Genomic DNA, 24,284 nt, shown 5'->3' on the forward strand with positions numbered 1-24,284 from the left:
CGCGGACCGTGCCGGCGGGTGGCTTAACGCCGGGCGCCGGGTGCGGATTGTGCCGGCGGACGGGTGATGCCGGGGCCGGGCGTCGGCGGCCGGCCCCGGCGTCGGGTCAGGGACGCGGCTCGCCGTCCTCGCCGGCCGCTCGGGCGCGGTCCGCCTCGGCGTCGGCGGCGCCCACGGGCGTCCCGTCCGTGTCGCGGTCGGCCCCGGTCAGGTCGGTCTCCGCGCCGGCGCGCGCCGCGTCGGCCCGGGCGTCGTCCGCGCCCACGATCGGGCCGTCGCCGTGCTCTCCGGAGTCCTCGACGACGTCGGCGGCGGCAACGAGGCCGAGCGGGGCGTATCGGGGGTCGGTCATGGCTTCCTCCTTCGACACTGTGCCTGCGGGGCTACCCTGCGCGTCGCGCGCTGACACCTGATCGCCCCGGGTCGATGTGTCGCGAATGCGCCGGGACACCGACCGCCCCGCGCAGCGCGTTGCGGAGGTAACACAGCGCGGGCGGCCGGCCGCCCGCGCAGCGCGGGGCGGGCCAGGTCATTCGGGGATGCCGGAGCATGAGTGGGTGGCCGGTACCGCCGGATCGGCCCCGCGCCGCCGGTGGCGGTGTGGGGCCGACCTGGTTCGGCAGCTCGCCGGGGATTGCCGGCGAGCTGCCGGAAGGGCGTACCAGGTGGAGGTGACCTCCCGTCCGGCGAGGTCGGGCCGCCGGATGCGGCCCGGCGCCGGAGGCTCCGGCACCGGGCCGCGGCCGGTCAGCCGGCGGTGCAGGTGGCGGTGCCGGACGGTCCGGTGCCGACCCCCTGGAAGCCGAACTCGGTGGTCGCGCCGGCGCCGACCTGGCGGTTGTAGTCGACGTTGCGGAACGTCACGGCACCGCTGGTGCCGCTCGGCTGGGCGCTCCAGGTGTTGGTGACCGTCGCGCCCGAGGGCAGGGTGAGCGTCACGCTCCAGCCGTTCAGCGGGCTCGTGCCGGCGGTGACCCGCACGTTCGTGACGAAGCCACCCTGCCACTGGTTGAGCGTCAGCGACGCGGTGCAGCCGTTGCCCGAGGGCGGCGGCGTGGTCGGCGGCGCGGTGGTCGGGGGAGCGGTGGTCGGGGGAGCGGTGGTCGGCGGCGCGGTGGTCGGCGGCGGCGTGGTGCCGCCGGCGTTCAGCGCGTCGAGCACGGCCGTGTACGCCTGCTTCTTGTTGCCGTTGCCGTCGAAGAGCAGCGGCGTGCCGCTGGCCCGCCAGGAGTCGCTGTCCCGGATGCCCCAGACGGTGATGCCGGTGCAGCGGGACACGGCCAGGCAGTCCTTGACGACGTTGCCGTAGGTGGCGGCCTGGGTGCTGCCGGAGCCCTCGATGTCCAGCTCGGTGATCTGCACGTCGACGCCGAGGGCGGCGAAGTTCTGCAGGGTGGTGCGGTAGTTGCCCGGGTACGGCGAGCCGCTGTTGAAGTGCGACTGCAGGCCGACGCAGTCGATCGGCACGCCCCGCGACTTGAAGTCCCGGACCATGTTGTACACGCCCTGGGTCTTCTCCCAGGTCCAGTTGTCGATGTTGTAGTCGTTGTAGCAGAGCTTGGCGTCCGGGTCGGCGGCGCGGGCGGTACGGAACGCCACCTCGATCCAGTCGTTGCCGGTGCGCTGGAGGTTGGAGTCGCGACGGCCACCGCCGCTGTCGGCGTAGGCCTCGTTCACCACGTCCCAGGCGTAGATCTTGCCCCGGTAGTAGGTGGCCACCTGGGTGATGTGGTTGATCATCGCCTGTCGCAGCGCCGTGCCGGAGAGGCTCTGCGCCCAGCCGGGCTGCTGCTGGTGCCACGCCAGGGCGTGCCCGCGCATCCGCATGCCGTTGGACCGGGCGTGGTTGACGATCCGGTCGGCGCTGCTGAACGAGAACTGGCCCTGGGACGGCTCGGTGGCGTCCCACTTCATCTCGTTCTCGGGGGTGACCATGTTGAACTCGCGGTTCAGGATGCCGACGTAGGTGGCGTCCGAGAGCTTGTTCGCGGCCACCGCCGTGCCGAAGTAGCGTCCCTGCTCCGCCGCCGCCGAGCCCAGCGTGGTGCCGGCGCTGGCGCTGGAGGCGACCACCACCGAGGCGGCGAGCATCGCCGCTCCGGCCGCCACCGCCACCAGCGCGGCCCGGGGTCGGCGCCGACTCGTCGAACTCCCGCTGCCGCGGGCGAGCACGTTGTCCATCAAGAAGCCTTTCGATAGCTGTACCGATGAGGAGGGCCGCTTCGACGACTGCCCGCCACGGTGGTCGGCTCGGTTCGCGGCGCGGCCGCCCGGGGCCGCGCGGATCGGGATGGTCTCCCGCCCCACCGTGAGTCATCGAAGCTAATCTCTCGAAAACTAACGGAACAATTCCGAAATATCAATGTCGCGGCGTCGGACGTGGTGAGCGGGGCCGGTGGATCGACCGGCCCCGCTCACCATCCACCCGCGCCTAGCGGCGAGGCCGCTGCGGGATGCGCGGCAGCACGTACGGCGGGCCGCTGTAGATCAGGTCGGCCTTCAACGCCTGGTACGCCCGCTTGGGCTGGTAGTTCTCGTCGTAGATGGTCGCCATGCCCTCCGGCGGGTCGGTGAACCAGCCGGGCACCCAGGAGTGCTTGTCGGTGAAGCCCCAGACGGTGAACGACAGGCAGTGCCGTTCCGCCAGGCAGGCCTGCAGCAGCACGTCGAAGTTCGCTGCCGCCGCCTGCAGCCGCGGGTTGATCTCGGCCTCGTTACCCGCCTGCACGCCCTCGGTCAGCTGGCTGCGCACGTCGACCTCGGTGAACGCGGTGGCCAGGCCCAGGCCGGCGAACTTCCGCAGCGCCTCGACGACCTGGAAGGTGTCGAAGTTGCCGTACTGGGTGCCGAGGTGGCCCTGGCTGCCGATGCCGTCGATCGGTACGCCCTTGGCCCGCAGTTGCTTGGCCATGTCGTACACGAACTGGGTCTTGTCGTTGGCCGGGTCCCGCGAGCCGAAGGCCTCGATGTTGTAGTCGTTGTAGAACAGCAGGGCGTGCGGGTCGGCGGCGCGGGCCCAGCGGAACGCGTCGGCGATGTAGCCCGGGCCGAGGTGCTCGGCCCAGAATCCCTTGTAGTGCAGGGTCGACGGGGTGTCCCACGGGTCGCTGACCGCCTCGTTCACCACGTCCCACTGCCAGATCCGGCCCTTGAAGTGGGTGACCACGTTGGTGATGTGCCGGCGCAGGATGTCGCGCAGCTCGGCGGTGCTGATCGAGCCGTCGGCCACGCCGTTGGTCAGCCAGGCCGGCAGCTGGTTGTGCCAGACCAGCACGTGCCCGCGGACCCGCTGGTCGTGCTGCCGGGCGAAGGTGACCAGCTCGTCGGCCGGCCCCCAGTTGTAGGTGCCGCGGGTCGGCTCCAGGCTCTCCCATTTCATCGCGTTCTCGGCGGTGACCGTGGAGAACTCCGAGGCGGCCAGCTCGCGGTAGCGCGGGTCGGCGGGGTCGTTGAGGGCCGCCAGATCCACGGCCGTGCCGACCGCGAGGCCGTGCCGCAGCGCCAGGTTACGCAGGCTCTGGTCGGTCGGATCGTAGGGGCGACCGGCGGTGGCCGGCGAGGTGAGCACGGCGGCGGTCGCCACGGCGACCGCGCCGGCGGCTATCCATCGTCGCAGTTTCATGAGCGTTCCTCCGGGTGGTGCGAACGGGCGGACCAGGAGTCGATGCGGGGCGCACGGTCGGTGCGGCAGGAGCGGCACCGATCGGCGGGACGGTGCGGGAACCGATACTTCCGGGCAAACTTCCGGTAGCTGAGCCGGAACAATACGATCGTCGATCCCCCTCGTCAACACCGCCGGCGGTCCGGTCCGCCGGGGTGTCGAAGCGGCCGACCAGGTACGGCAGGGCCTTGACCCGGAACGCGAGGGGTCATACCGTGCCCTTCAAAGCGATCGAAAGTATCGGTGTCCGACCGGGTGCCCGTGGGCGCGGGGCGGCTGCCGGCCGGGGTTTCTCAGCGGTCGCTCGAGCCAGGACGAAAGGGCGGCCGGTGACCTCGGCAGATTCCCGGAAAGTCACCATCGCGGCGATCGCGCAGCTGGCCGGCGTCTCGGTGCCCACGGTGTCGCGGGTCATCAACGGTCGCTCGGACGTCGCGCCGCACACCCGGGAACGGGTCGAGGAGCTGCTGACGCGGCACGGTTACCGCCGCCGGCGGCCGAGCATGCGGGCCAGCTCCGGCCTGATCGACCTGGTCTTCAACGACCTGGACAGCCCGTGGGCGGTCGAGATCATCCGTGGGGTCGAGGACGTGGCGCACGCCGCCGGCATCGGCACCGTGGTCTCCGCGATCCACCGGCGCAGTTCGTCGGCCCGGCAGTGGCTCGACAACCTGCGCACCCGCTCCACCGAGGGGGTCATCTTCGTGACCTCGACCCTCGAGCCGCCGCTGCAGGCCGAGCTGCGCCGGCTCGACATCCCGGTCGTCATCGTCGACCCCGCGGGGGTGCCGCCGCAGGAGTCACCCACCATCGGCGCGACGAACTGGGTGGGCAGCCTGCGCGCCACGGAGTACCTGCTCGCGCTCGGCCACCGGCGGATCGGCTTCATCTCCGGCCCGCCGCAGCTGATGTGCAGCCGGGCCCGCGTGGACGGTTACCGGGCGGCGCTGGACAGTGCCGGCCTCAGCATCGACGACGAGCTGATCCATCCGGGCAACTTCTACCACGAGGCCGGGTTCGCCGCGGGCGCCCAGCTGCTGCGCCTGCCCGACCCGCCCACCGCGATCTTCGCCGCCAGCGACCAGATGGCCCTCGGCGTCTACGAGGCCGTCCGGCGGCGCGGCCTGCGGGTGCCCGACGACATCAGCGTGATCGGCTTCGACGACCTGCCGGAGGTGCGGTGGTGCTCCCCGCCGCTGACCACGGTCCGGCAGCCCCTGGCCAAGATGGGCCTGCTCGCCGCCCGTACGATCCTGCGCCTGGCGCAGGGGGAGCGGATCGAGAGCCCGCGGGTGGAGCTGGCCACCGAGCTTGTGGTGCGCGACAGTGTGGCCCCGCTGGCCGGCTGACTCCCGCGGGGTCGCGCGGGAGGTGGCTACGGGCGCGGCCCGGGCCGCGGCGTCACGGGTGGGCCCGGCACGAGGCCCGTACGACCAGCTCGGTGGGGAGCCGGATGTGGGTGTCCCGCTCGACGCCGGCGATCAGGTCGATGAGCAGGCGCAGCGACTCCGCGCCCATCCGTTGCAGCGGTTGCATGATCGTCGTCAGCGGCGGGTTCACCAGTGCCGACTCCGGGATGTTGTCGAAGCCGATCACGGAGAGGTCGTCGGGCACGGTGAGCCCCATGCTCCGGGCGACGTCCATGGTGGAGATCGCGGAGAGGTCGTTGCCGGCGAAGATCGCGGTCGGCCGGTCGGGGAGCGTGAGCAGTTCGGCGGCCGTGCCGGCGGCGCTCTCGGTGCGGAAGCCGCCGACCCGTACGATCCGCTCGTCCACCGCCACCCCGGCGTCGGCCATGGCCTTGCGGAAGCCCGCCTCGCGCAGCCGCGCGGACTCCAGGTCGGGGCGCCCGCTGATGTGCCCGATGCGGCGATGGCCGAGCGCCAGCAGGTAGTTGGTGGCGAGCACGGCGCCGGCGAAGTTGTCCGAGTCGACGGTGGGCAGGCCGGACGGGCCGGTGTGGGGGTCGACGGCCACCACGTGGAAGCCGTGTTTGGTCTCGATCACGGTCGGGGTGACGATCACGGCGCCGTCGATGAGGGTCCCGGACAGCCGGGCCAGCGAGCGCCGCTCCCAGCCGATGGCGGCGCCCTCGCCGTCGCCGCTGGAGTAGGCCAGCAACTGGTACCCGCTGCCGGCGACCTCCCGGGAGGCGCCCTTGAGCAGTTCGGTCGAGAACGGCTCGAACTCGGCGACCAGGATGCCGAGCACGTTCGTGCGGTGGCTGCGCAGGCTCTGCGCCCCCAGGCTGGCCTCGTAGCCGAGTTCGTGGATCACCTGCTGGACGCGCTCCACGGTCGCCTGGGCCACGCCGTACCTTCCATTGACAACCTTCGATACGGTTGCCACCGAGACGCCGGCAGTTCGTGCCACATCCGACATCTTGACGCGCTCCGGGAACACCACGTCGACGATGATAGAGGCGCTGCGTAGCGGCCGTCCCGAGTGATTCGAAAACGTTATCGATACCGATTGACAGTGTGATACCCGACTGAAAAACTCCCCCGCAGGCCGAGTACCACCACTGCCTACGGAGGAGACATCGATGGCGACGAGACGCCGTGCGGGTGCCGCCCTGGCACTGTTTATGACAAGCGCTCTCGTCGTCGCTGGTTGCAGCAGCGGCGGCGATGACGACAAGCCCAGTGAGAGCGAGCTGTACAAGAACCCGGTGACCCTCACCTGGTGGCACAACGCCAACCAGGACGGGCCCGGCAAGACCTACTGGGAGAAGGTCGCCAAGGACTTCTCCACGGCGCACCCGACCGTCAAGATCGAGATCGAGGCGATCGAGACCAACCAGCTCCAGCGCACCCGGATCCCCGCCGCGCTGCTGAGCAACGACCCGCCGGACATCTTCATGACCTGGGGTGGTGGCGAGCTCCGCGATCAGGTCGAGGCCGACTACCTCAAGGACATCACCGACCAGGTCAAGACCGAGGTTGCCAACATCGGCAGCGCGGCCGAGATCTGGCAGGTGGACGGCAAGCAGTACGGCCTGCCGTTCCGGATGGGCATCGAGGGCATCTGGTACAACAAGGACATGTTCGCCCAGGCGGGCATCACCGCGCCGCCGGCCACCTTCGAAGAGCTCAACGCCGCCGTCACCAAGCTCAAGGCCATCAACGTCACCCCGATCGCCGTCGGTGCCGGCGACAAGTGGCCCGCCGCGCACTGGTGGTACAACTTCGCGCTGCGCGACTGCTCGGTCGACACGCTGAAGAAGGCGTCCCTCGACAAGAAGTTCGACGACCCGTGCTTCGTTAAGGCCGGCCAGGACCTGAAGGCCTTCATCGACACCAAGCCGTTCCAGAACAACTTCATCGCCACCCCCGGCCAGAACGACCCGACCAGCGCCAACGGTCTGCTCGCCAACGGCAAGGCCGCGATGGAGCTGATGGGCGACTGGAACCGCGGCACCCTGGACACCGTCGCCACGGACAAGGCCAAGCTCGCCAAGTTCCTCGGCTGGTTCCCGGTGCCGGCGATCTCCGGTTCCGCCGGTGACCCCAAGGCCGCCCTCGGCGGCGGCGACGGGTTCGCCTGTGCCAAGAACGCCCCGGCCGAGTGCGTCGAGTTCCTCAAGTACATCGCCAGCCCCGAGGTGCAGAAGGGCTACGCCGAGACCGGCACCGGTCTGCCCGTGGCGAAGGGCGCGGAGGCCGGCATCAAGGACCCGGCCCTGAAGTCCATCCTGGAGGCCACGTCCCAGGCCAGCTACGTGCAGCTCTGGCTGGACACCGCCTACGGCAGCACCGTCGGCACCGCGATGAACGACGGGATCGTCGGCATCTTCTCGGGCAAGGGCACGCCCGAGCAGGTCGTCGAGCGGATGAAGGCAGCCGCGAGCAAGTGACCTCCACCGATCAGACCCGGTTCCCCGCCGGCGGCGTCTCGACGCCGCCGGCGGGTCACCGGCCCGCCGGGCGCGCGTCCCGGCGGGCCGAGACCCGCCGCAAGTGGTACGAGATCGTCGGGCTCACCACGCCGGCGATCGCCGTGTACGTGATGTTCGTGCTGGTGCCGATGGGCTTCGCGGTCTACTACAGCCTCTATCGCTGGCGCGGCGTCGGACCGCCCACCGACTACGTGGGCCTGCGGAACTACACCCTGGCCTTCCAGGACCCGATCTTCCTCGACGCGCTGCGCAACAACGCGATCATCGTGTTCGGGTCGCTGTTGATCCAGGGCCCGGTAGCCCTCGGCATCGCCCTGCTGCTCAACCGCCGCTTCCGCGGGCGCGCCCTGTTCCGCCTGCTGGTGTTCGTGCCCTACGTGCTCGCCGAGGTCACCGTCGGCATCATGTGGAAGCTCATCCTGGTCGAGGACGGCACCTTCGACGCGCTGCTGAAGTCCCTGGGGCTCGGCGGCCTGGTCCAGGCCTGGCTCGCCGACCTCGACGTCGTCATCTGGACGCTGCTGTTCATCCTCACCTGGAAGTACGTCGGCTTCGCCATCATCCTGCTGCTCGCCGGCCTGTCCAACGTGCCGCACGAGCTGACCGAGGCCGCCGCCATCGACGGCGCGAGCTGGTGGCAGACCCAGCGGCACGTCACCCTCCCGCTGCTCGGGCCGACCATCCGGATCTGGGCGTTCCTGTCGATGATCGGCTCGCTGCAGGTCTTCGACGTGATCTGGGTGACCTCCGTGCCCGCGGTGCGGTCGCTCGGGGCCTCCGGCACGATGGCGACGTACATGGTGGACAACGGGTTCTTCGCCCGGCTGTGGGGCTACGGCAACGCGGTGGCCGTCATCCTCTTCGTCATCTCGTTCGTCGCGGCGCTGCTGTTCCAGCGCTTCATCCTGCGCCGGGACATCGAGGGCGCCATCACCCGGAGGGCGAACTGATCGTGGCCACCAACCCCGCTCTCTCCCCGTCCGGGCAGCGCCGGGCGCTGTCCTGGGGCACCCCGCTCACCTACGCGCTGGCGCTCGCCATCGCGGCCGTCTCGATCACCCCGATCCTCTACGTGATCATCGGCGGCTTCCGGACCACTCCGCAGATCGTCGCGGACCCCGCCGGCCTGCCCGATCCGTGGGTCTGGGAGAACTACGCCCGGGTGCTGGGCCGGAGCAACTTCTGGCAGCAGGCGTTCAACAGTGGAGTGATCGCCCTCGGCACCACCCTCGGCGTCGTGGTGCTCGGGATGGCCGCCGCGTTCGTGCTGGCCCGCTACACCTTCCGGGGGCGTGAAGGGCTCTACACCTTCTTCACCCTCGGCCTGCTCTTCCCGGCCGGCGCGGCGATCCTGCCGCTCTACCTGATGCTGCGCGACCTGAACCTGATCAATTCCTACTACGCGGTGATCCTCCCGCAGGTCGCCTTCCAGCTGCCGCTGACGATCGTGATCCTGCGGCCGTTCCTGTCCGCCATCCCTCGCGAGTTGGAGGACGCGGCCGCGATCGACGGCGCGAGCCGGCTCGGCTTCCTCTGGCGCATCGCGCTGCCACTGTCGCGGCCCGCGCTGGTCACCGTCGGCGTGCTCGCGTTCGTGGCCAGCTGGAACGCGTTCCTGCTGCCGCTTCTCGTCCTCGGCGACGTCAACCTGCACACGCTGCCGCTCGGGGTGCAGAGCTTCTCGAGCCAGTACTCCACCGACACCGCGGGCGTCCTCGCCTTCACCTCACTGGCGATGCTGCCGGCACTGCTCTTCTTCACGATGGCCGAGAAGCAGATCGTCGGTGGCCTCCAGGGTGCGGTCAAGGGCTGAGCGACAGCGGTAGCAGCACAATCAAGGAAAGGCACAACATGACTGAGGTCCACGCGGCTGTGGGCGGGCCGGTACCGGCTCAGGCAGCTCCCGACCACGACCGGCCCGATGGACACGCCGGCGAGGCCCGCGTACGCGAGCTGCTCGGCCGGATGACGATCGAGGAGAAGGTCGCCCAGCTCGTCGGCTTCTGGGAGAAGGAGGACGGTGAGGCGGTCGCGCCCCTGCAGGGCGAGTTCGGTGACTCCACCAAACTCGAGGACTTCGCCCGGCACGGGCTCGGCCACCTCACCCGGGCCTACGGCACCCGCCCCGTCGACGCGGCGGCCCGCGCCGCCTGGCTCTGGAAGTTCCAGCGGGACCTGGTGACCAAGACCCGGCTGGGGATCCCGGCGATCGTCCACGAGGAGTGCCTCACCGGGCTCTCGGCATGGCAGGCCGCCACCTTCCCCACCCCGCTGGGCTGGGGGGCCGCGTTCGACCCGGCACTCGTCACCGAGATGGCCGAGGCGATCGGGGCCTCCATGCGGGCGCTCGGCATCCACCAGGGCCTCGCCCCGGTGCTCGATGTCATCCGGGACCCGCGCTGGGGCCGGGTCGACGAGTGCATCGCCGAGGACCCGTACCTGGTCGGCACCATCGGCACGTCGTACGTGCGCGGCCTCCAGTCGCAGGGCGTACTGGCCACGCTGAAGCACTTCGCCGGCTACTCCGCCTCCCGTGCCGGGCGGAACTTCGCCCCGGTGCACGCCGGGCCGCGGGAACTCGCCGACGTGCTCTTCCCGCCGTTCGAGATGGCGATCCTCGACGGCAACGCCCGCAGCATCATGCACTCGTACACGGAGATCGACGGCGTGCCGGTGGCCGCCGACCCGACGATGCTGACCGGCGTGCTCCGCGACAGATGGGGTTTCGACGGCACCGTGGTGGCCGACTACTACGGTGTCGCGTTCCTGAACCTGCTGCACCAGGTCGCGGCCGACCACGCGGACGCGGCCGCGCAGGCGCTCACCGCCGGTCTCGACATCGAGCTGCCGACCGGCGACGCCTACCTGACCCTGCAGGAGCAGGTGCGGGCCGGCACGCTCGACGAGGCCCTCGTCGACCGGGCGGTGCTGCGGGTCCTGCGCCAGAAGCTGGAACTCGGGCTGCTCGACGCCACGTTCACCGACGAGCCGCCCCGCGCGGTCGACCTCGACTCCCCGCAGCACCGGTCGATCGCCCGGCGCCTCGCCGAGGAGTCGCTGGTCCTGGTCGCCAACCAGGACGTGCTGCCGCTGCCCGCCGGCCGACGGCTCGCGGTCATCGGCCCGAACGCGGACCGCCAGGCCGCCCTCTTCGGGTGCTACTCCTTCCTCAACCACGTGCTCGTCCAGCACCCCGGGGTGGAGACCGGCATCGAGGCGCCGACGGTGCTCGAGGCGCTCCGGGCCGAGTTCGGCGCCGACCTCGTCACCGCGGCGCCCGGCTGCGACGTGGACAGCGACGACCGGTCCGGCTTCGACGAGGCCGTGGCGGTGGCCTCCGCCGCCGACGTCGCGGTCCTGGTCGTCGGGGATCACGCCGGGCTGTTCGGGCGCGGCACCGTCGGTGAGGGCTGCGACCGGGAGGACCTGGAGCTGCCCGGCGTCCAGCGCGAGCTCGTCGAGGCGGTCCTGGCGACGGGTACGCCGGTCGTGCTCGTGCTGCTCACCGGCCGGCCGTATGTGATCGGCTGGGCGCTGTCCCGCTGCGCGGCCGTGGTGCAGGCGTTCTTCCCCGGCGAGGAGGGGGCCGGGGCGATCGCGGGCGTGCTCTCCGGTCGGGTGAACCCGTCGGGCCGGCTGCCGGTCAGCCTGCCGGGCTCGACGGGGGCGCAGCCGTACTCGTACCTGCACCCCACCCTCGGCGAGGGCAACGAGGTGACCAACCTGCCGGCGAGCCCGGCCGCCCCGTTCGGGCACGGCCTGTCGTACACGACGTTCGCGCACACCGACCTGGCCGTGCCGGCCACGGTACCGACGGACGGGGCGCTGCGGGTGTCCGTGCGGGTGACGAACTCCGGCGGGGCCGCCGGCGACGACGTGGTCCAGCTCTACGGCCGGGACGTGGTGGCCTCGGTGACTCGGCCGGTGGCGCAGCTGCTCGGCTACCGGCGGGTGCACCTGGAGCCGGGTCAGTCGGTCACCGTGGAGCTGACGGTGCCCACCACCCGCCTGGCCTTCTCCGACCGCACGTTCACCCGGGTGGTGGAGCCCGGTGACGTCGAGCTCTGGGTCGGCACCAGCGCGCAGCGGGACACCGAGGCGCGCACCACCCTGGTGGGCGCCACCGTGCCGGTCACCAACGACTCACCGCGTTGGACGACCGCCGAGATCAGGTGAGCCGGTCCGCCGGGCGTCCCGCGGGCGCCCGGCGGACCAGCCCGGTCAGTGGATCCGCCGGCCCTGCGCGTCCGGCACCCCGGACTTGCGGAAGAAGTAGGCGTTGACCTGGTCCCGCCACTCCTGCGCGCAGCGCGCCTGCTCGTCGAGGCGCTCGCGGACCCGGTCGTGCACCGCCCGGTCGACCTGGCCGGAGAGCGCGTCCCACCGGCGGCGCATCGCGTGGACCTGCTCGACGCCTGCGAAGTGGGTGTCGTAGATGTGCTGGATCACGGTCGAGCCGCTGCGCAGCAGGTGCCCGTACGGCACGTGGTGGAAGAAGAGCAGCAGCTCGTCCGGGCACCGCTCGACCGACTCGTAGACGTCCGACCAGGGCGGCGGGTACTGGCCGGTGAATCCGGTGCCGGTGGCGCGGGTGCGGTCCACGCCCACCCCGTCCCGGTCGGCGAAATGGTAGGTGCCCCACCGGCTGTACTCGTACCCGTCCACGTCGGGGCCGTAGTGCAGCCCCGGACGGACCATGAAGCCGACGCCCAGCGGCGCCGTGTACCGCTCATAGGTGCGCCAGGAGTCGTCCATCAGCTCGTGCAGGGTCCGCCGCACCAGGTCAGCGTCGCCCTCCGGGGCCGGCGGGAAGGTCAGGCCGATCCACTCGTCGAGCACGGCGGCCGGGTCCAGCCGGGGGTCCCAGGCCAGCCGGCCGAACGCGTACAGGTTGGCCTGGGCGAGCGGGTGCCCGGTCCAGAACGGGTCGTCGCCGACGTTCGAGACGGCGACCAGCCCGCCGCCGTCCCCGTGCTCGCCGGCCGCCACGCCCGCGACGGTACGGTCGTCGCCCCACGGCGCGAACCGGAGCACCTCGCTCCACCACGGGCCCAGGTAGCACACGTGCCGCTGCTGGCCGGTGTATTCCTGGGTCACCTGGAACTCCACCGCCAGCCGAGTGGCCGGCATGGCCGCCAGCACCGGGGAGACCGGCTCCCGGGTCTGGAAGTCGATCGGGCCGTGCTTCACCTGGACGATCACGTTGGGCCGGAACCGCCCGTCGAGCGGGGCGAAGTGGTCGAAGGCGGCCCGGGCCCGGTCGGTGGACCGGTCCCGCCAGTCCTGCCGGTGGTTGTAGACGAACGCCCGCCAGTGCACCACCCCGTCGAACGGCGCCAGCGCGTCGGCGAGCAGGTTCGCGCCGTCGGCGTGGTCCCGGCCGTAGCTGAACGGGCCGGGCTGCCCCTCGGAGTCGGCCTTCACCAGGTAGCCGCCGAAGTCCGGGATGCGCTCGTACACCTGGCGGGTGGTCGCGGCCCACCAGGCCCGGACCCGCTCGTCCAGCGGGTCGGCGGTCGGCAGGCCGCCGAGCACGACCGGCGCGGCGAAGGTGACCGAGAGGTGCACCCGGATCCCGTACGGTCGCAGCACGTCCGCGAGCGCGGCCACGTCGCCGAGCCGGTCGGTCAGCAGCCGCGCCTCGGTGGCGTGCACGTTGACGTTGTTCACCGAGACCGCGTTGACCCCGGCCGCCGCCAGCAGCCGGCCGTAGGCCCGGATCCGGCCCAGGTCACCGCGCGGGGCGCCGTCCCGCCAGAAGATCGACCCACCCGCGTAGCCGCGCTCGACCTGCCCCATCACCGGGTGCACGTCGACGTTGTCCCAGTGGTCGAGCATGCGCCGCCGCATCGCGGGCCGGTGCGCCTCCGGCGGGCGGGCGGCGCCGAACGCCGACTCGCCGAGGCGGACCACGTGGAACAGGCCGTACAGCAGTCCCACCGGTTCCTCGGCCAGCACCACCGTGACGCCGGACCGCCGGGCGAGCAGGAAGCCCTCGGCGCCGAGCGCCGCCCGACCGCGCCGGTGCTCGGCGGCGACCTCCTCGGCGCCGGCGGGCAGCGGCCCGGCGGTGGCCAGCGCGAACACCAGGTCGGCCGGGCCGTCGTCGGGGCGTCCGTCCGTGGGGCCCGCCGGGGCCGGCCCTCGCCGCCGGACGTCGCCGCCGTACCGGGCGCAGGCCGCGGTCACCTCCCGCAGCACCGTCTCCACCAGCGGGCCGCCACCGCAGACCACGGTGCGGCGCGCGCCGAGGGCGCGGAACGCCTCCGGTGGCAACCAGGCGGGATGCACGTCGACGGGCCGGGGCAGGCTCACGCCGTGAAGTCCTTCCGGATCAGGGCGATCATCGGCTCGCTGCCGCGCAGCAGCGCGAAGACCAGCACCGCGCCCAGGGCGACGGGCACCGCCTCGGAGGTCACCAGCGTCAGGGCGGTCGCCGCGGCCAGCAGGCCCGCCGTGCCGAGCGTGCCGACCGGGGTGCGCAGCAGGAAGAACCGGGCCAGCCGCAGCACGTCGCGGAGGCGGAACGTGAACAACGAGGTGATCACCAGCGCGTTCACCCCGATCAGGGTCACCCCCGCGCCGACCAGGACCAGCGGCACCACCCACCAGCCGGGCAGGCCCGCGGCCGACAAATGGGCCAGGTTTATCGCGATGACGGTCAGCCAGACCAGCAACGGCACCCAGACGAGCAGGGAGTCGCGGAGGTTGGCCCGGTAGCCGCGCCAGAAGACCCGCGCCGGGTGCAGGTCCGTCAGGTCGGGGCGCTGGTGGTACAGCGCGTAGCACGCGGCGGAGAACGCCGGGCCGAGCGGGATCGCAGCCACCGCGGCCAGCGGAAGGTTGCTGATGTCCGGCTCCAGCAGGGTGATCGCGACGAGGCCGGGCGCGGCGGCGACCAGCAGCAGCAGCTCGACCACGAGCAGGGTGTAGATCAGCGCGGCGGCGCGGGACAGCAGCCCGTCGCCGAACTGGCGGTGGACACCGGTGTCGCTCATGCGGGTTCCTCTCCGGCGGGCTGGCCGAGCAGCCGTTCGTCGCTCCACCACGGCGGGGTCTCGTCGGCGACCGCGGTCAGCTCGACCAGGGTAACCTCGTGCCGGGACAGGTCTAGGTCCAGCGCGACGCGGCCGGCCACGACGGGCAGGCTGGCGTGCCGCCGGACCGGCTCGGCGGCCTCCCGCAGGGCGTCCAGCTGGCGGGTGCGCGGCGAGGCGGGCCGCCCCATCTCGCACCACGCCCGCCACGCGTTGCCGGCCTCCTCGCTGACCGACGAGCGCAGCAGGAACGCGGTGCTCGCCCCCGGTGCCGCGAGAGGCAGGGACAGCCGTACGGTGTGCCGGTCGGGGACCGGCTCGCGGCCGGTGACGTCCACCGGCGCCCAGGCCAGCACGGTGATCCGGCCGGTGCCGTCGCGGGTGACCAGGTAGTCCGGGCCGCGCGCGAGCACCTCGTCGCCGAGGCGGGCCAGGAAGGCGTACAGGTGGTAGGTCGGTTTCTTGATCTGGCGGTGGGTGAGCAGCCCGAAGCCGCCGTGGAACAGCGTGGTCGGCACCGGCAGCCCGGCCAGGGCGGTGTCCCGCAGCAGCGCGGCAGGGGTGGCGAACTGCTTCAGCAGCTCGGCGGCCGGGGTCAGCGTCTGGTGTACGCCGAACGGCAGGTGCCGGGCCGGCCCGGAGGAGTAGGCGTGCTTGCTGACGAAGTCGACCGGCACCGACCGGGCGGCGACGAAGTCGGCGAAGCGGGGCAGCCAGTCGTCGGCGCCGGGGGAGAGGGCCGGGCCGCCGACCTGCAACGCGGCGTCGACCTCCTTCACGGCGTGCGCGGTGACCTCGTAGAGCCGCCGCAGCGCCAGGTCGAACCGACCGGTGCCGACGCAGGCACGCCAGGCAGCACCCAGCCGGCCGGTGGCCCGCTCCGGTACGACGATCCGCATGTCGATCCTCTCCGCTGCCCGGCGCCCGGCGGCGCGCACCGGGGCCGCTGGCCCGCCAGGTGGCCGTACCGGCCGGGTACCGCGTGCGGGCCCGGCCGGCGGTCACCCGGTCAGCCGTGGTTCTTCTGGTAGCGGTCGTAGGCCTTGTTGATGATGTCCAGGTAGGACCCCATGTTCTTGCCGTTGAGTTCGTTCACGTAGGCGTCCCACTCGCCGAGGTCGCGTTGGCCCAGGATGAACTTCAGCGAGTTCCCGTAGACGAAGTCCTTCAGCGGCGTCTCCCAGAGGGTCACCTGCTCGCGCTCGGCGTCGCTGAGCGGGTGCGGCGGCGGGACCGGGACGGGCGGCCGGGCGTTGAGCACGTTCTGGAACTCCACCTCCTCCGGCGAGAAGAACCCCTGCACCAGCTCCGGCTTGCCGCCGTAGGCGAAGATGCCGTTGTAGAAGCCGAAGTCCTTCTGCAGGTGCTTCGTCCCCTTGGGGTTGAGCCCGAGGACGTCGACGTCGGGGGCGAGGGTGTGCTTGCCGGACGAGTCCTTGGTGTAGGTGACCCCCTCGACACCCCACTTGGCGAACTCCTTGCCGCTCTCCGAGTACCAGAGCCAGTCGATGAACTGCATCATCGCCACGAAGTTCTTGCTGTCGCGGGCCTTCGTGGAGATCATGATGCCGTTCTCGAGCCGCGACGCCGGGTTCATCGGTCCGGCCGGCCCGATCGGGAACGGGATCTTCGCCACCCGCGCGTTCGGCAAGGTCTTGGCCATGTCGGGCCGGTAGTCGTTGACGATGCTCTGCGCGTTGGCGCTGATCACGAAGGACTTGCCGCTGGCGAGCTTCTGGCGGGCCTGGTCGTCGGTCTGGGTGAAGGTCTCCGGGTCGAGCAGCCCCTCGGCGACCAGCTTGTGCAGGTACTCCAGGACCGCCTTGTACTTCTCCGACGCGCCGGTGTAGACGAACTTCTTGGCGCTCGCGTCCCAGCTGGTGTGGTGGAAGTTCCAGCCGGCCCCCTCCAGGCCGTAGGCGAGGGCCAGCATGTTCAGCAGGTTGCCGGCGGGGTTGGGCTTGCTGAACCGGTCGGAGAACGGGTAGACGTTCGGGTACTTGGCCTTCATCGCCTTGAGCATGGTGTACACGTCGTCCCAGGTCTGCGGGACCGGGATCTTGAGCTCCTCGAGGATGTCCATCCGGACCGCGAGGGTGTAGTCCTGCCAGGGCTTCTCGTGCAGGCCCGGCAGCAGGTAGAACTTGCCGTCCTCCTGCCGGAGCGCGTCGATCTCCGGCTGGAGGTTCCACTTCTCGATGCTGTCCGTGAAGTTCGGCATCAGGTCGAGGTAGTCGCTGACCGGGAGAATGGCGCCCGAGGAGACGTACGCCTCCTCCTGCGGGTGGTAGGTCTTGGGAATGATGAGCGGGGCGTCACCGGCGCCGATCAGGACGCTGCGCTTCTGCTCGTAGTCGCTCAGCGGCACGGCGACCGGCTCGATCTTGACGCCGGTCCGCTTGGTCAGCTCCGACCAGAACAGCCAGTCGTTCTTCAACGGATAGTTCGGGTGGTTGTTGTAGAGCATCGAGAACGACACCGACGTGGTGGCCTTGAACTGGTCACCGACGCCGTACTTGTCCATGGCGCCGACCCGGTTGTCGGTGAGGTCCTTCTTGTCGGCGTCGTCGCCGCAGCCGGCCACCGACACGACGGCGGCAGCGCCGGCGGCGAACAGCAGGTGGCGCCGGGATAGCTGGACCATGGGGATTCCTCTCGGGTGGGGGTGGTGGGCGGGTGGTTGCCCGTGCGGCTATCCCTTGACCGCCCCGAGCATGACTCCGGAGACGAAGTACCGCTGGATGAAGGGGTAGACCGTCAGGATCGGCAGGACGGTGAGCACGATGGTCACGGCCTGGATGGTGGCGGCGGACTGCACCACGTCGGTGGCGCTGCCGAGGCCGCCGCCGGTCGAGGTCGCGTCGGTCGCACCGGCGATGAGGTTGCGCAGGTACACCGTCACCGGGAGCAGGTCCATCTGATCCATGTAGAGGAACGCGGAGAACCAGGAGTTCCAGAAGGAGACGGCGTAGAAGAGCAGCATCGTGGCGACCACGGCCTTCGACAGCGGCAGCACGATGCGCAGCAGGATCCCGTACGTGTTCAGCCCGTCGACGGCGGCGGCCTCCTCCAACTCGACCGGCAGACTCTCGAAGAACGCCTTCATGACGAGGAGGTTGAACACGCTGATCGCGTTGGGCAGCGCGATGGCCCACACGGTGTTCTTCAGCCCGAGGCTGGTGACCAGGACGTAGTTGGGGATCAGCCCGCCGCTGAAGAACATGGTGAACACGGCGATCCCGACCAGGGCGGTCCGCCCCTTGAGGTGCTTCTTGGACAGCACGTAGGCGTAGCAGGTGGTCAGCACCAGCGCGACGGCCGTGGCGACCACGGTGTAGAAGACCGTGTTGCGATAGTTCGTCCAGAACAACGGATCGGACATCACCGCCTTGTACGCGGCGATGTTGAACCCGCGCGGGACCAGGTTCACCTGCCCCGCGACGATGTACGCGTTGTCGCTGAGCGACCGCGCCACGATGTTGACGAAGGGGTACAACGTCACCACCACGATGCCGGTCAGGACGATCGCGTTGACCACCCGGAAGACCCGGTAGCCCCGGCTCGGCCGGATGCCGGTCCGGGCCCGGGCCACGCGGCGGGACGCGACCCGGTCGGCGATCACCACAGGCTCGCTCCCACCGCTCGCCGGGAGATCGCGTTGGCCGACAGCACCAGCGTCAACCCGATCACGGACTCGAACAGGCCGATCGCCGCCGCGTAGCTGAAGTTGTTGGAGACGATGCCGACCCGGAACAGGTAGGTGGAGATCACGTCGGCGGTCGGGTAGGTCAACGGGTTGTACAACAGCAGGATCTTCTCGAACCCGACCGCCATGAAGGTGCCGATGTTGAGGATCAACAGGGTCACCATCGTCGGCCGGATCCCGGGCAGGGTCACGTGCCAGGTCTGTCGCCACCGGTTGGCCCCGTCGATCCGGGCCGCCTCGTACAGGTCCTCGTCGATGGTGGTCAGCGCGGCCAGGTAGAGGATCGTGCCCCAGCCGACGGTCTGCCAGACCTCCGAGGAGACGTAGATGCTCCGGAACCACCCGGCCTGCTGCAGGAACGGCACCGCCTCGCCGCCGACCGCCCGGACCAGCTGGTTCACCGTCCCGTCGATGGACAACAGCTGCATCACCATGGCCGCCACGATCACGATCGACAGGAAGTGCGGCAGGTACGACACCGACTGGACGAACCGCTTGAGCCGGGTGCTGCGCAGCTCGTTGAGGAGCAGCGCCAGCACGATCGGCAGCGGGAAGCAGAACAGCAGGGTCAGCCCGCCCAGCACCAGGGTGTTGGTGAAGACGTCCCAGAACGTCGGGTCGCTCAGGAACATCCGGATGTACCGCAGGCCGACCCAGTAGTCGCCGAAGATGCTGCCGCCGGGCCGGAACCGGCGGAAGGCGATCACGTTGCCGAGCATCGGCAGGTACCGGAAGATCAGGAAGAACAGCAGCGGCAGGACGGCCAGCGAGTAGAGCTGCCAGTCCCGGCGCAGCGCCTGTCGCCAGGTGCGCCGGCGCTTGCGCCGCACGGGCCTGGCGCCGGACGGCGCCGCCGGCGGGTTCGCGGTCGGCGGTGGACGCAGGGCTCCGGGGCTGCTCATCGCTACCCCTCCTCGGCTGCGTGCGGCCGGGTGCCGGCCGGCTCGACGCGCACCGACGGCTCGAGCCGCCGGTGCGGGCCGGTCTCCCGTTCGGCGCCCACGAGGCGTAGCGGCAGGGTGGCCACCGGCTCGGCGCTCGACCGGCCGAACCGCAGCTCCACGTCGCCGGGCTCGACGATCCGCCGGCCGTGCCGGCCCGGGAACGACGTGAGGTCGGCGGGGACCGTGAGGCTGACCCGGGCGGCCTCGCCGGCCGCCAGCGGCACCCGGGCGTACCCGACCAGGCGGACCCGCGGGCGGGTGGTCTGCGCGACGGGATCGTGCAGGTAGAGCTGGACGACCTCGGTGCCGGCCCGCGACCCGGTGTTGTGCACCGTGATCTCGACGGTCACCTCGCCGTCGACCGCCCAGGGTGCCGGCGCGTCGGGCCGGGCCACCGCCCCGGACACGGCGGCCCCGCTCCACTCGAACGTCGTGTAGCTGAGCCCGTGGCCGAACGGGAAGGCCGGCGTCGGGTCGACCGAGGACACCTCCGACCGGTGCGTCAGCGCCGGGCCGAGGTAGGTGCCGGGCAGGCCACCGGCGTCGCGGGGGACGCTGACCGGCAACCGGCCGGAGGGGTTCACCAGGCCGGCGAGCACCTCGGCCAGCGCCCGGGCCCCGCGCTGGCCGGGGAAGAAGGCCTGCACGACGGCGGCGGCCCGGTCGTACTCCGCCCCGAGGGCGTACGGCCGGCCGGTCAGCAGCACGAGGACGACCGGGGTGCCGGTGTCCAGGACGGCCCGGACCAGCTCGGCCTGCACGCCGGGCAGCCGCAGGTCCACCGCGTCGCAGCCCTCCCCGGAGGTGCCCCGACCGAACAGGCCGGCCCGGTCGCCGACCGCCAGCACGCAGACGTCGGCGGCGGACGCGGCCGCCACGGCGGCGGCGATGCCGGCGGTGTCGTCGCCGGTCACCGCGCAGCCCGGGGCGTAGCTGAGCTTCGGGAACAGCCGTTCGAGGCCCGCCCGCAGGGATTCGATCTCCACCCCGGTCTCGTGGTCCGGGTGGTGCACGCCGACGTGCAGCGGGAACGAGTAGCAGCCGAGCATCGCCATCGGGTCGTCGGCGACCGGACCCACCAGGGCGATCCGCTGGTGCACGGTCAGCGGCAGCAGCTCCGCCGGGTTGTGCAGCAGGACGACGCACTCCCGGGCCAGCCGCAGGGCGACGTCCCGGCTGCGCTCGTCGTCGAGGCGTACCTGCTCGACCTGTGCGGGCAGCGGCTGCCAGCCGTCGTCGAGCAGACCGAGTTCGATCTTCTGGATGAGCACCCGGCGCAGTGCCCGGTCGATCAGCGCCTCGTCGACCGCGCCGGCACGGACCGCCGCCACCAGTTCGGGGCCGAAGGTGTCCACGGTGGGCAGTTCGACGTCGATGCCGGCGGTCAGGGCGAGCCGGGCCGCGTCGGGCGCCCCGGCGGCGACGCCGTGCAGGGTCTCCAGGAAGCGCACCGCGAAGTAGTCCGCGACGACGGTCCCGGTGAAGCCCCACTCGTCCCGCAGCAGCCCGGTCAGCAGGCTCTCGTCGGCGGCCACCGGCACGCCGTCGATCTCGGCGTAGGAGTTCATCACCGACCGCGCCCCGCCGAGGCGCAGGGCCATCTCGAACGGCGGCAGGATGACCTCGGCCAGCTCCCGGCGCCCCACCTGGGCCGGGGCGAGGTTGCGGCCGCCGCGGGAGGTCGAGTAGCCGGCGAAGTGTTTCAAAGTGGCCACCACGCCGGCCCGTTCCAGGCCCCGGACGTACGCGGCGCCGACCGTGCCGACCAGGAAGGGGTCCTCGCCGATCGTCTCCTCGGTGCGGCCCCAGCGGTAGTCCCGGGTCACGTCCAGCACCGGCGCCAGGCCCTGGTGGACGCCGGCGGCCCGCATGGACCGGCCGATCCGTCCGGCCATCTCCTGCACGAGGTCGGGGTCGAAGGTGGCGCCCCAGCTCAGCGGCGCCGGGTAGACCGTGGCCCGCCAGGCGGCGAACCCGGTGAGGCACTCCTCGTGCACCTGGGCCGGGATGCCGAACCGGCTCGCCGCCACGATCTCCGCCTGGGACGCGGCCAGCGACCGGGCGCCGCGCACCGGGTCGACCGGTGCGGTCCCGAACGGGCGGGTCAGCTGGCCGAGGCCGTGCCGGATCACCTCGCCCCACTCGGGCGGGTCGCTCGCCAGGTCGGACTGGTGCGGGGCGACGCCGGCTCCGGAGGCGTCGGCGCCGACCCAGACGCCGACGAGCTGGGCGATCTTCTCCGCCAGCGACATCAGCGGGATCAACGCGTCCGCGCGCTGCTCCGGCGGCAGCGACGAGTCCCGCCACGGCCGACCATCGAGCCCGGCGCGGGGCTGGACCGCCGGGCCGGGCTGGGTTGCCGGGCCGGGCTGGGCCGCTGGGTCGGGCTGGGCCGCCGGGTGGGTGACGGGCAACTGGTCGGTCATGCGCACCTCTCGAATCCGACCAGCAGTCCTCCCGGACGGAACACCGGGAAGCCGCGGTCTCCTCCGAAACTTTCGGCGACCACGTGGTACTTGTTGCGGGAACTTAGGGGGCCCGCCGGACCGTGTCAAGAGGTGGGGGAAAGCGCTGTCCACGCTGGAGGGTATCGACGGCTATGAGCGGAAGGGCTGGTTGCCCAGCCCCGGCGGGTCATCGCCGACCGGCGGCGGCTGTGATAATGTCCGCCGAAATTTTCGGACGCTTGGATGAGGCCCATGACGACGTCCCGCCCCGCCACCCCGCCCGGCGCCGTCACCATCGCGACCATCGCCAAGGAGGTCGGCGTCTCCGTGGCCACCGTCTCGAAGGTGCTCAACGGCCGCGCGGACGTCGCCGCCCACACCCGGGCCCGGGTCGAGGCCAGCCTCGAACGGCACGGGTACCGCCGCCGGTCACGCCGGCGGTCGGCCGACGCCGGGCAGGTCCACCTGGTCTTCCACGAGTTCGACAACGAGTGGGCCATGGAGATCATCCGGGGCGTGGAGTCGGTGACCGCGCCGGTCGGGGTCAACGTGGTGCTCTCCCAACTGGGCGGCGCGCACCGCCCCCCGCAGCAGTGGCTCGACGAGCTGCTCACCTACCCGCCGCGCGGCGTGCTGTTCGTCCTGTGCCAGCTCGGCGAGGCGCAGCAGCGCCAGCTCCAGCGCCGCAAGATCCCGTTCGTGGTGCTGGACACCGACAGCGCGACCTCGGCCTCGGTGCCGACCGTCGGCTCGAACAACTTCAACGGCGGCCTGCTCGCCGCCCGTCACCTGCTCGGCCTCGGTCACCGCCGGATCGGGATCATCGCCGGGCCGCAGGACGTGCTGTGCAGCCGGGCCCGGACGGCCGGCTTCCGCTCCGCCCACGAGGAGGCGGGCGTCGGGGTGGACCCGGAGCTGGTGCGCTTCGGCAGCTTCTACGTCGACGCCGGCTACACGTACGGGATGGAGCTGCTCAGCACGGCGCAGCGTCCCACCGCGATCTTCGCCGGCTCCGACATGCAGGCCATGGGCGTGCTCCGGGCGGCGCGCCAGCTCGGCCTGGACGTCCCCGGCGACCTGTCGGTGGTCGGCTACGACAACCTGCCGGTGGCCGCCTGGATCGGCCCCGCCCTGACCACCGTCAACCAGCCGCTGCGCGACATGGCCGGCACGGCGACCCAGATGCTGCTCGACCTGGCCCGTGGGGTGGACCTGCCGGCCAGCCGGGTCGACCTGGTGACCGAGCTGATCGTGCGCGAGACCTCCGCCCCGCCCGCCCGGACCCGCTGAGTCCCGTCCCCACCCGCGAGGAGCCATGGCCCTGTTCGACCTTCCCCTCGACCACCTGCGCCAGTACGCGCCCACGGTGCCGGAGCCGGCCGACTTCGACGCCTTCTGGCGCGCGACGCTGGCCGCCGAGGCGCCCCGGCCGGTGCTGCTCGACGTCCGCCCGGAGCCGACCGACCTGCGCCTCGTGGAGACCTGGGACGTGACCTTCGCCGGCTTCGGCGGCGACCCGGTCAAGGCCTGGTACACCCGACCGGCCGGAGCGGACGCGCCGCTGCCCGCCGTCGTGGAGTACGTCGGCTACGGGCGCGGGCGCGGCCTGCCGCACGAGCGGTTGACCTGGCCGGTCGCCGGTTACGCCCACCTGCTGATGGACGCCCGCGGATCGGGCCAGTACGGCAGCGGGGACACCGACGACCCGCACGCCGGCCGCGCCGGCGGACCCTGGCCGGTGACCTGGGGCATCCTTGACCCGGAGCGCTACTACTACCGCCGGCTCATCACCGACGCGGTGCGCGCCGTGCAGGCCGTGCGCGCGCTGCCCGGTGTCGACGCCGCCCGCGTGGTCGCGGCCGGCAACAGCCAGGGCGGCGGTCTCGCCCTCGCCGTGGCGGGACTCGTCCCCGACCTCGCGGCGCTGCTCACCACGGCCCCGTTCCTCTGCCACATCCAGCGCGCCATCGAGATCACCGACGCCGCGCCGTACGGCGAGATCGCGCAGTACCTGGCCGTCAACCGGGAGGTGGAGGAGCGGGTCCGGGCCACCCTGTCCTACGTCGACGGGGTCACCTTCGCCCGCCGGGCCGCCGCGCCCGCGCACTTCGGTGTCGGCCTGCGCGACCGGGTCTGCCCGCCGAGCACCGCGTTCGCCGCCTACAACCAGTACGGCGCCGACCAGGGCCGGCCCGACCCCGCCGACCGGGAGATCCACGTCTACCCGTTCAACCAGCACGAGGGCGGCGAGGCCGTGCAGGTACGGCGGCAGCTGCGCTGGCTGGCGCAGCGCGTACCCCTCTCGGGGTCCGCCCCCACCGGCGGGTGACCGGGGAGGGGGACCCTACCGCCCGAGCGCGCCCGCCGGACGCGAATGGCCGAGCAGGCAACCCGATCGTGGCGGTGTGGCTAGCGTCCGGGGACATGAGAGGCCTGCCCGCGACGCTCGCCGTCGCCCTGCTCGTACCGGCGCTCAGCCTGCCCGGGGCGGTCCCGGCGAACGCCCGGGCCGGCGGGGCGACCCGCGGCGGACGCCTGCCGGCCGGCCCGCCGCCCTGCCCGAACGTGCCGGCCCCGGCGACCCGGCCGCC

Annotated in this window: 18 protein-coding genes; 7 read left to right on the forward strand and 11 right to left on the reverse strand. The window is 71.9% G+C overall.

Annotated features, from left to right (window positions below; translation table 11 throughout):
• Window positions 1–106: 106 nt before the first annotated feature.
• From LQ51_RS08315 to LQ51_RS08325, 3 genes are all read right to left on the reverse strand, one after another.
• A complete protein-coding gene (locus LQ51_RS08315) occupies window positions 107–352 on the reverse strand; it encodes a hypothetical protein (RefSeq protein WP_046564112.1) in 246 nt (81 codons plus the stop codon).
• A gap of 395 nt (window positions 353–747) precedes the next feature.
• Window positions 748–2,181, reverse strand: a complete 1,434-nt coding sequence (locus LQ51_RS08320; RefSeq protein ID WP_046564113.1) for a glycoside hydrolase family 10 protein — start codon at window positions 2,179–2,181, stop codon at window positions 748–750.
• Between the two features lie 250 nt (window positions 2,182–2,431).
• Window positions 2,432–3,622: an endo-1,4-beta-xylanase gene (locus tag LQ51_RS08325; RefSeq protein ID WP_046564114.1), complete on the reverse strand. Its 1,191-nt coding sequence runs from the start codon at window positions 3,620–3,622 to the stop codon at window positions 2,432–2,434.
• Between the two features lie 368 nt (window positions 3,623–3,990).
• Here LQ51_RS08325 and LQ51_RS08330 point away from each other — a divergent pair, with 368 nt between their 5' ends.
• Window positions 3,991–5,010 carry a LacI family DNA-binding transcriptional regulator gene (locus LQ51_RS08330; RefSeq protein ID WP_046564115.1) on the forward strand — a complete coding sequence of 340 codons (1,020 nt, stop codon included), beginning with the start codon at window positions 3,991–3,993 and terminating at the stop codon, window positions 5,008–5,010.
• A 52-nt stretch (window positions 5,011–5,062) separates the two neighbouring features.
• Here the strand turns inward: LQ51_RS08330 and LQ51_RS08335 are convergent, their stop codons facing one another.
• A complete protein-coding gene (locus LQ51_RS08335) occupies window positions 5,063–6,043 on the reverse strand; it encodes a LacI family DNA-binding transcriptional regulator (protein WP_231605595.1) in 981 nt (326 codons plus the stop codon).
• 163 nt (window positions 6,044–6,206) lie between these two features.
• On the opposite strand from LQ51_RS08335, the gene LQ51_RS08340 reads away from it, so the two are divergent.
• Genes LQ51_RS08340 through LQ51_RS08355 form a run of 4 tightly spaced genes read left to right on the forward strand, consistent with a single transcriptional unit; the run spans window position 6,207 to window position 11,735 of the window.
• Entirely contained in the window at window positions 6,207–7,517 is a 1,311-nt protein-coding gene (locus LQ51_RS08340) for an extracellular solute-binding protein (RefSeq protein WP_046564117.1), read from the forward strand.
• Window positions 7,514–8,509: a carbohydrate ABC transporter permease gene (locus LQ51_RS08345; protein ID WP_046564118.1), complete on the forward strand. Its 996-nt coding sequence runs from the start codon at window positions 7,514–7,516 to the stop codon at window positions 8,507–8,509. Before LQ51_RS08340 ends, LQ51_RS08345 begins: the two co-directional genes overlap by 4 nt.
• A 2-nt stretch (window positions 8,510–8,511) precedes the next feature.
• The gene (locus LQ51_RS08350) at window positions 8,512–9,372 is read left to right on the forward strand and encodes a carbohydrate ABC transporter permease (protein ID WP_231605592.1); all 861 of its coding nucleotides are present in this window, start codon (window positions 8,512–8,514) and stop codon (window positions 9,370–9,372) included.
• A gap of 38 nt (window positions 9,373–9,410) precedes the next feature.
• Window positions 9,411–11,735: a beta-xylosidase/alpha-l-arabinosidase gene (locus LQ51_RS08355; RefSeq protein ID WP_046564119.1), complete on the forward strand. Its 2,325-nt coding sequence runs from the start codon at window positions 9,411–9,413 to the stop codon at window positions 11,733–11,735.
• 45 nt (window positions 11,736–11,780) lie between these two features.
• On the opposite strand, the gene LQ51_RS08360 is transcribed toward LQ51_RS08355, so the two are convergent.
• The 7 genes from LQ51_RS08360 to LQ51_RS08390 form a co-directional block, all read right to left on the reverse strand.
• A complete protein-coding gene (locus tag LQ51_RS08360) occupies window positions 11,781–13,874 on the reverse strand; it encodes an alpha-glucuronidase (protein WP_156313007.1) in 2,094 nt (697 codons plus the stop codon).
• Window positions 13,871–14,557, reverse strand: coding sequence for a DUF624 domain-containing protein (locus LQ51_RS08365; protein ID WP_046564120.1), 687 nt, complete (start codon window positions 14,555–14,557; stop codon window positions 13,871–13,873). Before LQ51_RS08365 ends, LQ51_RS08360 begins: the two co-directional genes overlap by 4 nt.
• A complete protein-coding gene (locus LQ51_RS08370) occupies window positions 14,554–15,495 on the reverse strand; it encodes a GH39 family glycosyl hydrolase (protein ID WP_052744780.1) in 942 nt (313 codons plus the stop codon). Before LQ51_RS08370 ends, LQ51_RS08365 begins: the two co-directional genes overlap by 4 nt.
• Before the next feature lie 110 nt (window positions 15,496–15,605).
• A complete protein-coding gene (locus LQ51_RS08375) occupies window positions 15,606–17,240 on the reverse strand; it encodes an ABC transporter substrate-binding protein (protein WP_046564121.1) in 1,635 nt (544 codons plus the stop codon).
• Window positions 17,241–17,288: 48 nt separating this feature from the next.
• Window positions 17,289–18,218 (reverse strand): carbohydrate ABC transporter permease, encoded by a 930-nt coding sequence (locus LQ51_RS08380; protein WP_046564128.1) that lies wholly within the window; start codon window positions 18,216–18,218, stop codon window positions 17,289–17,291.
• Entirely contained in the window at window positions 18,215–19,204 is a 990-nt protein-coding gene (locus LQ51_RS08385; protein ID WP_046564122.1) for an ABC transporter permease, read from the reverse strand. Before LQ51_RS08385 ends, LQ51_RS08380 begins: the two co-directional genes overlap by 4 nt.
• A 2-nt stretch (window positions 19,205–19,206) precedes the next feature.
• A complete protein-coding gene (locus tag LQ51_RS08390; protein ID WP_082159322.1) occupies window positions 19,207–21,672 on the reverse strand; it encodes a beta-xylosidase/alpha-l-arabinosidase in 2,466 nt (821 codons plus the stop codon).
• A gap of 273 nt (window positions 21,673–21,945) precedes the next feature.
• On the opposite strand from LQ51_RS08390, the gene LQ51_RS08395 reads away from it, so the two are divergent.
• Both LQ51_RS08395 and LQ51_RS08400 read left to right on the forward strand, forming a co-directional pair.
• Entirely contained in the window at window positions 21,946–22,983 is a 1,038-nt protein-coding gene (locus tag LQ51_RS08395; RefSeq protein ID WP_046564123.1) for a LacI family DNA-binding transcriptional regulator, read from the forward strand.
• 25 nt (window positions 22,984–23,008) lie between these two features.
• The gene (locus LQ51_RS08400; RefSeq protein ID WP_046564124.1) at window positions 23,009–24,022 is read left to right on the forward strand and encodes an acetylxylan esterase; all 1,014 of its coding nucleotides are present in this window, start codon (window positions 23,009–23,011) and stop codon (window positions 24,020–24,022) included.
• Window positions 24,023–24,284 lie beyond the last annotated feature (262 nt).

Origin of the sequence: Micromonospora sp. HK10 (assembly GCF_000982955.1) — a bacterium.
GTDB lineage: Bacteria > Actinomycetota > Actinomycetes > Mycobacteriales > Micromonosporaceae > Micromonospora.